The following is a 14,530-nucleotide window of genomic DNA, read 5'->3' as shown; positions in this document are numbered from 1 at the left end:
CCCCTCGGCTTTCTGGTCAGTACTTGCGGAACCGGCGACGGCGCTGGGCCGTACGGTCGTGCGGGGCGATGGCCACGACGTCACGCAGCGCCTCGGCGAGCGCCGTGCGCAGCCGGTCGGCGGCGCCCGCCGGATCGGCGTGCGCGCCACCGGGCGGCTCCGGGATGACGGCGTCGACGATGCCGTGCCGCAGCAGGTCACGGGCGCCGATCTGGAGCGCGGCGGCGGCCCGGTGCGCCGCGGCCGGATCCTTCCACAGGATCGCGGCGCACCCCTCCGGGCTGATCACCGAGTACATCGCGCCGGAGAACGCCAGCACCCGGTCGGCCACGGCCAGCGCGAGCGCACCGCCGCTGCCACCCTCACCGGTCACCACCGCGACGATCGGCACCGGCAGTCCGGCCATCAGCCGCAGATTCTCGGCGATCGCCCAGGCCTGCCCGTTCTCCTCGGCCTCGATCCCCGGATGGGCGCCCGGCGTGTCCACCAGGGTCACCACCGGCAGGCCCAGTTTGGCGGCCAGCCGCATCAGCCGGGCCGCCTTGCGATAGCCGTGCGGCAGCGCCATCGCGAAGTTGCGGCGCAGTCGTTCGGCGGTGTCGCGGCCCTTCTGGAAGCCGAGCACGACGACGGCCCGGCCGTCGATGCGCGCCAGGCCGCCGATCAGCGCGGGGCAGTCGCCACCGATCCGGTCACCCTTGAGCTCCAGGAAACCGTCCGACAGGTGGGCCAGGTAATCCAGCATGGCGGGCCGGTCCGGGTGCCGCGCGCCGTGGATGATCTCCCCGGGATCGGCCGGCGCCAGCTGCTCCGGGTCACGGATCAGCCCGGCCGAGGGCACGGCGACGGGCCTGGCGGCCGGCGGGCCCTGCGCGTCCAGCACCGTGCCGATCGTCGGGCGCAGCGCCGCCCGGCTCACCACGGCGTCGACCAGTCCGTGCTCCTGGAGAAACTCGGCGGTCTGGAAGCGGTCCGGCAGCTCCCGCCCGATGGTCTGTTCGATGACCCGCCGCCCGGCGAACCCGATCCGTGCGCCCGGTTCGGCCAGCACCACATCGCCGAGTGTCGCGAACGACGCGGCCACCCCGCCGTACGTCGGATCGGTCAGCACACAGACCGTCATCACCCCGGCCCGGTCCAGTTCGCCCAGCGCCTGACTGGTCTTGGCCATCTGCATCAGGGAGAGCGCGCCCTCCTGCATCCGGGCGCCACCGGAGGCGGTCACGATGATCAGCGGCTGCCGCAGGCGCAGTGCCTCCTCGGCGGCCGCGGTGATCGCCTCCCCGGCCGCCACCCCGAGACTGCCGCCCAGGAACCGGAAGTCCATCACGGCGGCGACCACCGGGTGCCCGAGCAGCGTGCCGGTGACGCAGACGACGGCATCCGTCAGACCGGTCTCGGCCCGGGCCCGGTCCAGGCGCTGGGGATAGGGCTGGGAGTCGACGAAAGCGAGCGGGTCGTGCGGTACCGCCGGCGGCTCCAGCCGGACCGCGCTGCCGGTGTCCAGGAGTTGCTCGATGCGGTGTTGCGCGGTGAGCCGGTGATGCCTGCCGCATCCGGAGCACACCCGCAGGTCACGATCGAAGCGAGGGCCGTAGATCAGGGAGCGGCATCCGTCGCAGGCGACCCACTCGGCCTCGATGGTCGGGATAGAAGTCTCCAGAGTCACTCCGGCATGGTCGCGGTGGCGGCTCAACGGCCGTTGGAATCCCGCTCCATCCGCCCGGGACGTCGCGCGGCCTCCGCCCGCGACCGTGACACCCGGCGTCTACCCGGTCTCCAGCCGCCGGGCACAAGCTGTCCGGGCAGGTCTCCGGCCGGGCTGCCGGCAGGGGCGCGCCGACATGCCGCCGACAGAGAGAAGGAAACGATGCCGACCGAGCAGACCGAGGTCCTCGTGGTGGGCGGCGGCTACGCCGGCCTGACCGCCGCGCTGTTCCTGGCGCACCAGGGGGTCCGGACGGTGCTGGTGGACCGCAGCCCGGGCGCCTCGATCCAGGGCCGGGCCCGCGGGATCAACCAGCGCACCATGGAGCTGTACCGGCCGTACGGCCTGGAGGAGCCGATCCGGGCGGCCGGGCGGCCGTTCGACGACGAGTCCGGGGTGGTGCGCTGCACCACCCTGAGCGGCCCGTGGACGTGGGTCCTCGCCGACGACACCCGCAAGCCGCTGCCCGAGCTGACCGCCTGCGAGTTCGGGATGGCCGATCAGCGCAGCGTCGAGCCGCTGCTGATCGCCGCGGCCAGCGAGCGCGGCGCCGACATCCGGTTCCGGCACCGGTGCCTGCGGGTGGCCGCGGACGACGACGGGGTGACCGCGACGGTGGCCGGCCCGGACGGTGCCGAGCAGACGCTGCGATGCTCTTATCTGGTGGCGGCGGACGGGTTCCGCGGCGCCATCGGGCCGGCCGCCGGCATCGTCCGGGAAGGGGTGGGAACCACCCAGAACTGGGTGACCATTCTGATCCGTGCCGATCTGTCGCAGATCATCCGGCAACGGGCGATGTTCTGGATCGTGGTGAACGACGAGATCGGCCAGGGTTCGTTCCTGACCACGTCGGAACCGGACCAGTGGGCGGTCAGCGTCGCCTGGGATCCGGCCACCGAGACCGTCGCGGACTTCACCGCCGAGCGCTGCGCCCGGATCGCGGCCTCGGTGATCGGAGCCGGCGTGCCGGTGGAGGTGCTGGACGTGGCAGCCTGGAGGGAGGCCGTCGGCGTCACCGACCGGTTCCGCAGCGGCCGGGTCCTGCTGGCCGGCGACAGCGCCCACGTGTGGCCGCCGGCCGGGGCGATGGGCGCCAACGCCGCGGTGCAGGACGCGCACAACCTGGCGTGGAAGCTGGCTCTGCGGCTGCGCGGGGTGGCCGGGGACCGGTTGCTGGACACCTACGAGCAGGAGCGGCGGCCGGTGGCGCTGGCGCTGGCCGACATCACCGTGCGGCGCCAGCGGGCCCGGTTCGGCGGGGAGTCCGGCTTCGAGGACGTCGACGACGTGGTGCTGGCCCTGGGGCAGCGCTACCGGTCGGCGGCGGTGCTGGGCGACGGGCCTGACGTCCCGTACGGTTCCGACCTGCCGGCCGATGCCGCGCCGGGCACCCGGGCGCCGCACGTCTGGCTGGATCACGACGACCGGCGGATCACCGTGCACGACCTGTGTCACGACTCGTTCGTCCTGCTCACCGGTGCGACCGGGGATGCCTGGACGACCGCGGCGGCGCGCTGCGCGGAGCGGACCGGGGTGCCGCTGACGGCGTTCCGGGTCGGTGCCGACCTGCTCGACCCGGAGGGCGTCTGGGAGCAGCGGTACGGCTGCCGGCCCGACGGCGCGGTGTTGTTGCGCCCGGACGGCTACATCGCCTGGCGCAGTCCGGGACCGGTCGACGGCCGGGCCGAGGTGCTCACCGGGGTGCTGCGCGAGGTGCTCGCCGGAGCCTTCTGAGCCCGGGTGCGGGCGGGCCGGCCGGGTGCCGGCCCGCCCGCCGTCGTGGGTCAATAGGCGGCGGCGACCTCGTAGACCCCGAAGGGACGGCTGCCCGGCGCCCGCTGGTAGCGGCGCAGCGGCGCGGTCACCCCACGGTGGCCGGCCCCGCTCTCCCAGAGGCGGAACGCGTCCAGGCTCTCCCACTCGCTCATCACCACGAAGATCTCCGGATCACCGGTGAGGCGGAGCAGCTCGTTGCCGAGCAGGCCGGGTGTGCCGGCCAGGTCCGTGCTGATCCGGTGGTAGGCCGCCGTGACCGCGTCCGGCTCGCCGTCGGGCGCCGCCGCGTGGATCAGCACCCGGATCCGGGGCGGGCCGGAGGTGGCGGGGAAGGGCTGAGAGTCGGACATCGATGCGGTCCTCTCGTCGGGCGGGCACCGGAACCTTGTTCGTCCCCAGTAGACTGCGCAATGCTGGTGAACGGCTGGCGCGCCCTCTTTGCCGACGGTGTTCCGCTCGAGGATCCCTCGACGTGTCGCCGCCGGTCCATCGCATTATGGCCGTCAATGCCTTTTACGTTTCCTAATAGTTTCCTTACCTGCTATTCACGTTTCCGGTAGGGTGCGCGAAAGGCAACGAAACGGACTCGTGGCCGATTTGGTGGTGTTGACGGTCAGGTAAGTACTGTTTACGATTCGTAACTGAACTCCCAGACTTCGGGTCCCGGTGGGAGATTGGATGCCCGAAATGAACTATTAATTCCGCTATAAGCTATATAGAGGTCAAGGGCGGGGGTTCGTGCTTCCGTTATGGAACATGCGGGCATGGCACCCTCGTTTCTCAAGACCGGGAACGGTTTGTCCATCGCAATTTCTGGGCGGACGAATGAGTCTCGGTCGATGCCGGAAAAATACCGGTGAGTAATCAGCCCACTGAACGCGAGGGGGAGGCATAGTGGGTTTCTCCATTCTCGGTCCGCTGTCCGTCCAGCATCAGGGCAGGGACATCACACCGACCGCACCCAAAGTCCGCCAGGTTCTGGCGTTCCTGCTGGTCCGTCGAAATCAGATCGTCCAGTTCAGCGAGTTCATCGACGAACTCTGGGGCAGCAACCCGCCCGGCAGCGCGATGACCACCCTGCAGACCTACATCTACAAGCTGCGCCGTGACGTCCTCGACCTGTCCGGACTGGCCCGCCTGCACACCCAGTCGTGCGGCTACCTGCTCGACGTCTCCGACGACCAGCTCGACGTCTGCCGGTTCGACACACTGGCCCAGCGGGGCCGGGCCGCCCACGAGGCCGGCGAGACCGAACGGGCCAGCGCTCTGCTCGCCGAAGCCCTGCAACTGTGGCGCGGCCGTGTGCTCTCCGGCGTGACCGAGGGCCAGATCCTGTCGGCCCACGCCGCACGGCTGGAGGAGAACCGGCTCCGGGTCCTGGGCATCCGCATCGACGCGGACATGAGCCTCGGCCGCTACGACGAACTGATCAGCGAACTGCAGGAACTGGTCCGGTCCTACCCCCTGCACGAGCGCTTCCACGCCGACCTGATGACCGCGCTGAACCAGGCCGGCCGCCGCTACGAGGCCTTCGAGGTGTTCCGCCAGTTGCGCGGCCTGCTCGCCGACGAACTCGGGCTGGAGCCGTCCGCCTCGATGCAGCGCCTGCACCACTCGCTGCTGCAGGCCACACCGGAGGACGGCGATCCGGCGGCCGATGGGGCGTCCCGCCGCGCACACCCGGCGATCGTCCCGGCGCAACTGCCCGCCGACACCCTCGACTTCACCGGCCGGGGCGCGCCGCTGGCCCGGATCCGCCGGATGATCGCCTTCCGGGACGGCGGCACCACGGCCCGCGCCGTCTCGATCTGCGGCATGGCGGGAGTCGGCAAGACCACACTGGCCCTGCACGCCGCGCACGTCGACAAGGCCCAGTTCCCCGACGGTCAGCTCTACGCCCACCTGCGCGGGCCCTCACCGGCCGGCGCCGCCGACCCCGCCGACGTGCTCGTCGGATTCCTGCGCGGGCTCGGTGTGCCCGAGCAACGACTGCCGGCCACCCTGGAGGAACGCAGCAGCCTCTTCCGCACCCTCACCGACGGCAAACGCCTGCTGGTCGTGCTCGACGACGCTCTCTCCGCCTCCCAGGTCTTCCCACTGCTGCCGGCCACCCCGACCAGCGCGGTCGTCATCACCAGCAGATGGGGACTACAGGACCTGCCCGGCGTACGGGTGGTCAAGCTCGGCATGATGAACCCGGACGAATGCCTCACCCTGCTCGGACGCATCATCGGGCCGCACCGGGTCACCGCCGAGCGCGCCGACGCCGAACGGATCATCCACCGGATCGGATACCTTCCCCTGGCCCTGCGCTGCGTCGGAGCCCGGCTCAACGCGGTGCCGACCCTGACACTGCAGCGGATGGCCGCCCTGCTCGACTCCGGATCGGCCCCGCTCGACCAGCTCCGGTTCGCCGACTTCGACGTCCGCGCCAACTACGACAAGACCTACTTCCGGCTCGCACCGCACGACCGCAGCGCCCTGCGCCTGGTCAGCCTCCTGCCACCACCCACCTTCACCATCACCACCGCCGCCAACCTGCTGGGCGCCGACACCGACGCGGTCGAGGACCAGCTCGGCCGCCTGGTCAACAATCACCTGCTCGAGGCGACTTCGGACCGCGACAGCGACGTCGTGCACTACCAGCTGCACCGCCTGGTCCGCCTCTACGCCCAGGAACGCCTCAACCGCGAGTTCATCCACCCGGCGGCATGAGCCCGCACCCCCACCCCTGAGTGGCCCGGCCGGCCCGCGCGCGAACGGCGCGACCCGGCCGGGCCACGCCGGCCGGCGGTCACCGGCCGCCGGCGGTCACCGGCCGCCGGCGGTGTGCACCACCTCACCGTTGATGTTGCCGTTGGCCGCCGAACCGAGGAAGACGATCAGCCGGGCCACCTCGTCGGCAGTGCTCAGCCGCCCGCTCGGAGTCTCCTGCGTGGCACGTTCCAGCAGTGCCGGATCCACCGCCTCCAGACTCTCGGTGAGAGTGCCGCCCGGCGCGACGACGTTCGCCAGCACCCCGCCCCGCGTCCACATCAGCCCACGCGCGAAGCCGTGCAACGCCGCCTTCGCCGCGCTGTACAGCTCCGAACCCGGATTGCCGTAGGTGGCGGTGACCGACGACAGCAGCACCACCCGGCCCCAGCCGCGCTCCCGCATCCCGCCCAGCACCTCCCGGACCGTCCAGAGATGGCCCTCGACGTTCTCCCGGAAGCGGTCCAGCCACTGCTCCATCGGCAGCCCGGCGAACGCCGGGGTGTCCTCCGGATCGGTCCACACCCACGTCTGCGCGTTGGCCACCAGCACGTCCACCCCGCCCCACCGCTGCTCGACGGCCCGCACCGCCTCCCGGACACTCGCCGGATCGGCCAGGTCGTAGGGCAGGGCCATCGCCCGATCCGGTCCGCCCAGCTCCTCCTCCACCACCTGCCGCGCGGCATCCTTCGCCGAGTGATAGGTGATCGCCACCCGCGCGCCCTCCTGGGCGAACACCCGCGCGGTGGCCCGGCCGATACCCCGGGTCGCGCCGGTGACCAGCACCCGCTTGCCGTCCAGTCCGAGATCCATCACGTCTCCTGTCGTCGGTTGCCGCACCACTGTCGGGCAGCGCCCTCGACGGCGGCTGGGCCCGCACCGGCCACCACTTCAGCGCGCATCGAGTGATCGTCGCCGCGGCCGGTCTAGGTTCGCCGCGAGTGGACGAGAGGGATACCGATGCTGCGTGAACAACTGCGGGAGATCCGTGACCCGGTGCTCCGGGACGTCCTGGACCACCGGTTCTGGGCGGGACTCCGGGACGGGACACTGCCCGGCCCGGCGCTCGCCCACTTCGTCGAACAGGACACCGCGGGACTGCTGCCCGGATACGCCCGGGCCCTGGCCCGGTGCGCCGCCGCGGCCCCCGCCGATCAGGACACCCTGCTACTGGGCCACTCCGTCGTTGGCACGATCGAGGCCCGCGACCGGCTCCGTGCCTCCTACCGCGACCTGGCCGGCCCGCTGGGCACCCCACCGGCCCGCGACCGGGTTCCGTTGGATCCGGCGACCAGGGCACACACCTCGTTCCTGGCCGCCGCGACCGCGAGCTCCTACCCGGCCGGCCTCGGCGCGCTGCTGCCGATGGTGTGGTTCAACGCCGAGGTCTCCGGCCACCTGCTCACCACGTCAGCGGCCGGTTCGAGATACCGGCCGTGGATCGAGGTGTACCACCCGGGCGACGACTACGACTACGCCGTACAGGCCTTCCTCGACGCCGTCGACCGAGCCGGGCGCACCGGGGGAGCGGAGGCCAGGCGTCTCATCATCGAGCAGTTCTCGATCGGGGTCCGATACGAAAAGGCGTTCGCCGAGGCCTGCGCCGCGGCCGCTGATCGCCGGGTTCCCGCCGAGCACCACAACGAAAGGGCGCAGTGACGTGACCACATCAGCCCCGATCCCGTACCCGTTCCCCTGGACCCCCGTGATGGAGGTCCCCGAAGCCCTGAAGGGCCTGCACGACCGGTCCCTGGTCGAGGTCAGCCTGCCCAGCGGGGACACCGCCCTGATGGTGACCCGCTACGCCGACGTGCGCAGACTGTTCGCCGACGACCGGCTCAGCAAGAACATCGCCCGGCCCGAGGTCGCCCGGATCACCAAGGACAACGACCTGTTCGTCGACCCGGAGATCGACGGCGACCCGCCGCACCACACCCGGATGCGCGGACTGGTCACCAAGGCGTTCACCGCGCGCCGCATCGAGCTGCTCCGCCCGTACGCCCAGGAGGTCACCGACGAACTCCTGGACGCGATGGCGGCCGCCCCGAAGCCGGTGGAGCTCAACGAGGCCCTCGCCTTCCCGCTTCCCATCCTGGTGATCTGCAAGCTGCTGGGCATCCCGCCGGAGGACCGCAACCGGTTCCGGCGACTCGTCGACGGTTTCCTGTCGGTCACCAAACTCTCCCCGGAGGAGGTTCAGGAGTGCCGCACCGGTCTGTGGGACTACCTGGTCGACCTGATCGCCTTCAAACGCGACAACCCGGGTGCGGACGACCTCATCACCAGCCTGATCAAGGTTCGTGACGAGGACGACAACCGGCTCTCCGAGTACGAGCTGCACCACTGGACCCGCAGCCTGCTGATCGCCGGGTACGTCACCACCGCCAGCCAGATCGGCACCGCCACCGCCGTGCTGCTGCACCGTCAGGACCTCAAGAAGCAGATCCAGCAGGACTGGTCGCTGGTCCCGTCGGCGGTCGAGGAGATGCTGCGCACCCAGATCATGGGATCCTCGATCGGCACCCTGCGGTACGCCCTGGAGGACATCGAGCTCACCGACGGCACGATCCTGCCCAAGGGCTCGAGCGTGCTGCTGTCCGAGGAGTCGGCCAACACCGACGAGCGGGTCTTCGCCGACCCGTTCACCGTCGACATCCACCGCACCGAGAACCACCACATGACCTTCGGCGCCGGCATCCACTACTGCGTGGGTGCCGCGCTGGCCCGGATGGAACTGCAGGTCGCCACCGAGACCCTGCTGCGCCGCTTCCCCGACATTCGCCTCGCCGTACCGGCCGCCGCCCTGCCTCGCGCCATCGGCGGCTTCATGGAGGGCTTCAGCGAGGTACCGGTGACCTGGTGACCGCCCGCACCGCGCTGGTCACCGGCGCCAACCGGGGGATCGGCCGGGCCGTCGCCGCCGAACTGCACGCCCGGGGCCTCGACGTGGTGGTCAGCGGGCGCGACGCCGCGGCGGTGATCGAAGCCGCCGCGGAACTCGGCCCGGAGTCGGTGCCCTGCCGCCCAGCACCCCCACGTCGACGTGCTCGTCTGCAACGCCGGAGTGCTCCTGGACGCCGGTACCGGTCCGCTGGACACCCCACTCGACGCGGTCGAGGCCACCTTGCGGACCAACCTGATCGGCACCTGGCGGCTGTTGCAGGCCTTCGTCCCGCCGATGGTGCGGCGCGGCTGGGGACGGGTGGTGCTGATCTCCAGCGGTACCACCGCCGAATTCGGTGGGGCGCTGTTCGCCGCGGCGCCCGGCTACTCCCTCTCCAAGGCCGCCCTCAACGGCCTGACCACCCTCGTCGCCGACCGGACCGCCGGGACCGGGGTGCTCGTCAACGCGGTCAACCCGGGCCGGGTCCGGACCCGGATGATGCCCGGCCAGCAGACACCCCCCGAGGTGGCGGCCAGGTTCATCGCCGACGTGGCGACGCTGCCCGACGACGCGCCCACCGGCCGCTTCCTCAGCATGCCGCGTGAACTCAGCCCGACAGACAGGAGATGACATGCGATTCGACCTGACCGGAAAGAAGGCGGTGGTCACCGGTGCCGGTGCCGGCATCGGGCTGGCCGTGACCCGGGCCCTGGCCGGCGCCGGCGCCGACGTCCTCGGCGGCGCGCGCACGGTGTCTCCGGAACTGAAGGAGGCCACGCCGTACACCATGACGGTGGACCTGCTCACCGACGACGGCCCGGCACGCCTGGTGGACCGGGCCCTGGAGGAGTTCGGCGGCGTCGACATCCTGGTCAACAACGTGGGCGGCGGGGTCAAACTCGCCGCCGGCTTCCTCGACATCGACGACGACGTCTGGCGGCACACGTTCGATCTCAACGTGCTGACCACCGTCCGGGCCTGCCGGGCGGCCCTGCCCAGCCTGGTCGGGCGGGACGGCGCGATCGTCAACATCGGATCGATGAACGCCGAGATGGCCGACCCGCGCCTGGCACACTACTCGGCCGCCAAGGCCGCGGTCTCCATCATCGGCAAGGCGCTCGCCGCGGAGTTCACCCCTCAGGGGGTGCGGGTGAACACCATCCTGCCCGGCCCGGTGAAGACCCGGCTGTGGACCAACCCGGCGATCGCCGCGAAGGCCGGGATGACCCCCGAGGAGTTCCTGGACCTGGTGCCGAAGATGTCCGGGCTGGCCACCGGCAAGCTGATCGATCCGGAGGAGATCGCCGCCATGGTGGTCCTGCTCGCCTCCGGCCAGGTGCGCAGCATCACCGGCACCGACCTGCTGATCGACGCGGGAATGGCACCGCCGTCGCGGTACCAGCGTCCCAACTAGGTTCGCCGGTGGTGGGTCCCGCGGGGCTGCGGCACGCGATCCGCCACACCGAACCCGGCCGACACCCGCACACGTTCGCGCCCGTGGCCGTCAGTGGCCACGGGCGCGAACGTGTGCGGTCCGGGATCAGCCGGCGGCGATCCGCTGCACCCGGTCGGCGTGTCGCAGCAGGTCGTCCCCGCCGAGCACCACCGACGCCGGCCCGACCAGATTCACCCGGCGATTGAACGCCCGGGCCAGCTCCACGTCCCGGAGCACCCCGCCGGCCAGTGCCGCCGTGATCAGATCCTGACGGTGCATCTCGGCCCGGTCCTCCGCCGGCACCGGCCGCCCGGTGACCCGGTATATCCGGGCCCGGTCCATGGCCGCCGCCTCCCGGTAGACCGCGTCCGCCTCACCCGCGGTGGCCGCGTCGTAGGCGCGAGCCACCGCCGCGAGGTCCGGCCCGTGCGCGGCCACCGCGTCGGCCACCGCGAAGGCGTAGGTCAGGGCCATCGCCGAACCCCAGCCGTACGCCGGGTTGGTGCTGCACAGCGCGTCACCGACCGGCAGCAGACCCAGCACGGCCGGGACACCTCCGTCCAGGTAGTGCCGGCGCACGTTGCGGTTGCCGGCCATCACCTGCACGTCATCGGTGAGCGGTGTGCCGTTGCGCGGGTCGATCCATGGGGCCAGCGCCTCGATCGCCCCGGCATGCTCCTCCCATTCCCGGGTGTCACGCAACCGCTTCACCCCGGGCGTGGCCGGATGACACTCCAGGGCGAACGCATACGTGTCGTCGTCACCGGCGAACCCGATCCAGGAACCGAGCGGGAACTCGCCGCGCAGGGTGGCCACCGACAGCCGCGGCAGCTCGCTGTCCGGGGTGAACCGGTAGTAGCGGCTGTAGTAGGCGGTCTCGCAGTCCTGCACGTCGGCCGGCACGTCGATCCCCCGCGCGGCCAGCCAGCGCGGCACCGGGCTGCGCTGCCCGGCACAGTCCAGCAGCAGGTCGGCCTCGACGAACCGGCCGTCGGCCAGCTCCACGCCCGACACCCGCGGCGGCCCGTCCGGTGCGGGTGCCAGCCGCAGGCCGGTGGCGACCGCCGGGCAGTGGAAGACCACGCCCGGCTCGGCCTGCGCGGCCAGCCGCAGCACCAGCTCCAGTACGGCACGGCGCGCCCAGATGTTGGTGAACGCCTCGTCACCGGGCGCCCAGTCGGCCGCCGGCACGAACCGTTTGAACAGGTTGACCTCGCCGACCCCGCGAGCCCGGAGCCGGTCCAGCACGTCCGGGGCCCGCACCGCCAGCAGGTTGCGGGCCCGCGCGGAGAACCCGTGCGGCAGCCGGAACTGTGGCACGCCCCGCCGCGGCCAGCCGGAGAACGGATCCGCGGCCGGGTCCACCGGCGGCTCGTCCCGTTCGATCACCTGGACCGTGCGGCCGGTCCGGGCCAGCGCCACCGCTGTGGCGAGCCCGGCGATGCCGCCGCCCAGAACGACGACGCGCCCACCCGGCGCCGGGGTCACCGGCGCCATGTGACGATCTCGTCTCGCGGCTTGCGGCGGGCGGCGCCGGGCGGGATCGGCATCCGTTTCGAGCGGTCCTCGTGCCCGATCGTGATCACCCCGGCCAGCCCGACGTCCTCCGGCAGGCCGATCACGTCGGACAGCGCCCGCAGCTCGTCGGTGTAGACCGAGCTGAACACGCCGGTGCCCAGACCCTGGTCGAGCGCGGCCAGTTGCAACAGCATGAACAGGGCGCCGGCGTCGAACCACCAGAACGGCACCGGCCAGGGGACTTCGGACCAGCCGTCACGGACCGGCTGCCCGGCGTAGCGCTCGTGGTACGTCTGCTCGCGGGTCGCCACCCACAGGTGCACCGGCGCCTGCGCGATCCAGCGCGGGAAACCGAGTTCGACGTAACGGGCCTCGGCCACGTCGGCCGCCGCCTGGCGCAGTTTCGGGTCGGTGACCACCACCACCTGATAGCCCTGGCTGAACCCGGCGCTGGGCGCCCGGTCGACGACCGAGACGATGCGTTCCAGAGCCTCGTCCGAGACGGGCTCGTCGGTGTAGCTGCGTACCATCTGGCGGCGGCGCAGCACGTCCGCGTACTCCATGGGGGTGTCCTCCGGTCTCAGACGGCGATCTCGATGCGGTACTCGCGCAGCCAGGTGTCGAACTGCAGGACCATCTCCAGGTTCATCCGGCTCACCCACTGGTGGGCGATCTCCGAGGGCCGTTCGACGGCGGCCCGGACAGCCGGCACGTCGAGGAACGGCAGCGACGGCGACGACGGGTCCGCGAGCAGGTCGGCCAGCTGCCGGCGCAGCATCTCCGCGTACGCCGGATCCTGCGTCACCGGCCAGGGGCACTTCACCCGGTCCAGCACCGACTGCGGCACCCGCCCCCGGACCGCGGCGCGCAGCAGGCTCTTCTCCCGCCCGTCGAACGTCTTCATCGCCCAGGGGGTGTTGTAGAGGTATTCCACCAGGCGGTGATCGCCGTACGGCACTCGCAGTTCCAGCGCGTTCGCCATCGCCAGCCGGTCGTCGCGATCCAGCAGCATCGGCAGCCACCAGGTGAGGGTCACGTAGCTGATACCGCGCATCCGGCGCTCGGTGGCGTCCTCTCCCTCGGCGTGTGGCGCCCGGGCCAGCGCCCGCGCGTAGTGGTCGGCGTAGTAGTCGCCCAGCTCCAGCTTGTCGATGAACGCCGGGTCGAACAGGCCCCGGCCCTGGCCCCGGGGTGAACCCGGCTGCAGGAACTCCTTGGCCACCCACGGGAAGACATCGGCGCCGAGCAGCTGTTCGTCGTGCATCCAGCCGTAGCCGCCGAAGATCTCGTCGGCCACCTCGCCGCTGAGCGCCACCGTCGAGTGCTGCTTGATCCGGCGGGCGGTCAGATAGTTGGAGGTGTCCATGTCGCCCAGGGTGGTGGGCATGTCCTGGGCGCGCAGCGCGGCCAGCCGTACGGCGGGATCCATCAGGTCCGCGGTGTTCAGCTCGATACGCACGTGTTCGGAGCGCAGCTCGCGGGCCACCTCGGCGGCGAATACCTCGTCCGGGGCGAACCGCACGTCGTCGGGCCGGAAGGCGGCCGCGTAGTCGTCGAAGGTGGTGACGAACGTGCGGATCCGCTCGCCGGACAGCCGCCACCGCCAGTTCGCGGCGATCGCCGAGATCGCGCTGGAGTCGATCCCACCGGACAGCGCGGTGCACAGCGGCACCTCCGCCTCCAGCTCCCGCAGCACGATGTCGTCGAGCAGCTCACGGACGTGCCCGATGGTGCCGTCCAGATCGTCGCGGTGCTCGGTCGCGGTCAGCTCCCAGTACACGGTGTCGGTCACGCCGGCCCGGCCGACGGTCAGCACATGGCCGGGCAGCACCGCCCGCATGTCCCGGAACACCGACATGCCGGGCTGTTTGGCGGTGGCGAACAGCTCCCGCAGCCCGTCGGCCCCGACCACCGGCCGCACCCACGGGTGCGCCAGCAGCGCCTTCGGTTCGGATCCGAACACCACCCCGTCCGGCTGGGCCGCGTAGAACAGGGGTTTGACCCCGAGCCGGTCGCGGACCAGGATCAGCTCGGCCCGCTGCTCGTCCCAGATCGCCAGGGCGAAGATGCCCTCCAGCCGGGACGCGAAGCCGGGACCCCACTCCAGGTACGCCCGCAGCACCACCTCGGTGTCGCTGCGGGTGGTGAACCGGTGCCCCCGATCGGTGAGCTCGGTCCGCAGCTGCTTGAAGTTGTAGACCTCGCCGTTATAGACCACCGTCGCGCCGCGGCCGTCGTGTACGGCCGTCATCGGCTGTGCGCCGCCGGCCACGTCGATGACCGCGGTCCGGGTATGACCGAGCCCGGCGTGCCGGCTCAGCCACACCCCGCGGCCGTCCACGCCCCGCTCGGCCAGCCGGTCCGTCATGGCCCGCAGGGTCGGGCGTTCATTCGTCAGGTCGAGGGTGAAGTCGACCCAGCCGACGATGCCGCACATTCCATCTCCTCCGGTTGC

At 71.6% G+C, this 14,530-nt stretch carries 11 protein-coding genes and 2 pseudogenes; 7 read left to right on the top strand and 6 right to left on the bottom strand.

The features are described from left to right. Positions 1 to 16: 16 nt before the first annotated feature. Positions 17 to 1,663 (bottom strand): acetyl-CoA carboxylase, carboxyltransferase subunit beta, encoded by a 1,647-nt coding sequence (gene accD, locus ACQ0O7_RS39175; RefSeq protein ID WP_430790464.1) that lies wholly within the window; start codon positions 1,661 to 1,663, stop codon positions 17 to 19. 207 nt (positions 1,664 to 1,870) lie between these two features. On the opposite strand from accD, the gene ACQ0O7_RS39170 reads away from it, so the two are divergent. Next, a complete protein-coding gene (locus ACQ0O7_RS39170; protein WP_430790402.1) occupies positions 1,871 to 3,442 on the top strand; it encodes an FAD-dependent oxidoreductase in 1,572 nt (523 codons plus the stop codon). 50 nt (positions 3,443 to 3,492) lie between these two features. On the opposite strand, the gene ACQ0O7_RS39165 is transcribed toward ACQ0O7_RS39170, so the two are convergent. Next, on the bottom strand, positions 3,493 to 3,834 hold the full coding sequence (locus ACQ0O7_RS39165; protein ID WP_430790400.1) for an antibiotic biosynthesis monooxygenase family protein: 342 nt from the start codon (positions 3,832 to 3,834) through the stop codon (positions 3,493 to 3,495). Positions 3,835 to 4,378: 544 nt separating this feature from the next. On the opposite strand from ACQ0O7_RS39165, the gene ACQ0O7_RS39160 reads away from it, so the two are divergent. Continuing rightward, on the top strand, positions 4,379 to 6,199 hold the full coding sequence (locus ACQ0O7_RS39160) for a BTAD domain-containing putative transcriptional regulator (RefSeq protein WP_430790398.1): 1,821 nt from the start codon (positions 4,379 to 4,381) through the stop codon (positions 6,197 to 6,199). A gap of 96 nt (positions 6,200 to 6,295) precedes the next feature. Here ACQ0O7_RS39160 and ACQ0O7_RS39155 read toward each other — a convergent pair whose 3' ends face one another. Further along, entirely contained in the window at positions 6,296 to 7,051 is a 756-nt protein-coding gene (locus tag ACQ0O7_RS39155) for an SDR family NAD(P)-dependent oxidoreductase (protein WP_430790396.1), read from the bottom strand. 147 nt (positions 7,052 to 7,198) lie between these two features. On the opposite strand from ACQ0O7_RS39155, the gene ACQ0O7_RS39150 reads away from it, so the two are divergent. The 5 genes and pseudogenes from ACQ0O7_RS39150 to ACQ0O7_RS39130 all read left to right on the top strand — a co-directional run bounded on the left by ACQ0O7_RS39150 (position 7,199) and on the right by ACQ0O7_RS39130 (position 10,536). Further along, a complete protein-coding gene (locus tag ACQ0O7_RS39150; RefSeq protein ID WP_430790394.1) occupies positions 7,199 to 7,897 on the top strand; it encodes a TenA family protein in 699 nt (232 codons plus the stop codon). 1 nt (position 7,898) lies between these two features. Continuing rightward, positions 7,899 to 9,101 (top strand): cytochrome P450, encoded by a 1,203-nt coding sequence (locus ACQ0O7_RS39145; protein ID WP_430790392.1) that lies wholly within the window; start codon positions 7,899 to 7,901, stop codon positions 9,099 to 9,101. Continuing rightward, a pseudogene (locus ACQ0O7_RS39140) lies at positions 9,098 to 9,235 on the top strand (SDR family NAD(P)-dependent oxidoreductase); the annotation flags it as partial. The gene ACQ0O7_RS39145 and the pseudogene ACQ0O7_RS39140, both read left to right, overlap by 4 nt. A gap of 37 nt (positions 9,236 to 9,272) precedes the next feature. Then, positions 9,273 to 9,752, top strand: a pseudogene (locus ACQ0O7_RS39135) (SDR family NAD(P)-dependent oxidoreductase); the annotation flags it as partial. Position 9,753: 1 nt separating this feature from the next. Continuing rightward, positions 9,754 to 10,536 (top strand): SDR family NAD(P)-dependent oxidoreductase, encoded by a 783-nt coding sequence (locus tag ACQ0O7_RS39130; RefSeq protein ID WP_430790390.1) that lies wholly within the window; start codon positions 9,754 to 9,756, stop codon positions 10,534 to 10,536. A gap of 126 nt (positions 10,537 to 10,662) precedes the next feature. Here ACQ0O7_RS39130 and ACQ0O7_RS39125 read toward each other — a convergent pair whose 3' ends face one another. From ACQ0O7_RS39125 to asnB, 3 genes are read right to left on the bottom strand one after another with little or no spacing between them, the layout of a single operon-like run. After that, positions 10,663 to 12,054, bottom strand: a complete 1,392-nt coding sequence (locus ACQ0O7_RS39125) for an NAD(P)/FAD-dependent oxidoreductase (protein WP_430790388.1) — start codon at positions 12,052 to 12,054, stop codon at positions 10,663 to 10,665. After that, the gene (locus ACQ0O7_RS39120) at positions 12,042 to 12,638 is read right to left on the bottom strand and encodes a nitroreductase family protein (protein ID WP_430790385.1); all 597 of its coding nucleotides are present in this window, start codon (positions 12,636 to 12,638) and stop codon (positions 12,042 to 12,044) included. Before ACQ0O7_RS39120 ends, ACQ0O7_RS39125 begins: the two co-directional genes overlap by 13 nt. Positions 12,639 to 12,655: 17 nt before the next feature. Further along, positions 12,656 to 14,512 (bottom strand): asparagine synthase (glutamine-hydrolyzing), encoded by a 1,857-nt coding sequence (gene asnB / locus ACQ0O7_RS39115; RefSeq protein ID WP_430790383.1) that lies wholly within the window; start codon positions 14,510 to 14,512, stop codon positions 12,656 to 12,658. Positions 14,513 to 14,530: the final 18 nt, after the last annotated feature.

This window comes from Actinoplanes sp. G11-F43, assembly GCF_050589265.1.
Taxonomy (GTDB): domain Bacteria; phylum Actinomycetota; class Actinomycetes; order Mycobacteriales; family Micromonosporaceae; genus Actinoplanes.
Note: the sequence above shows the minus strand (reverse complement) of the source record. Positions and strands in the feature narration are given on the sequence as shown.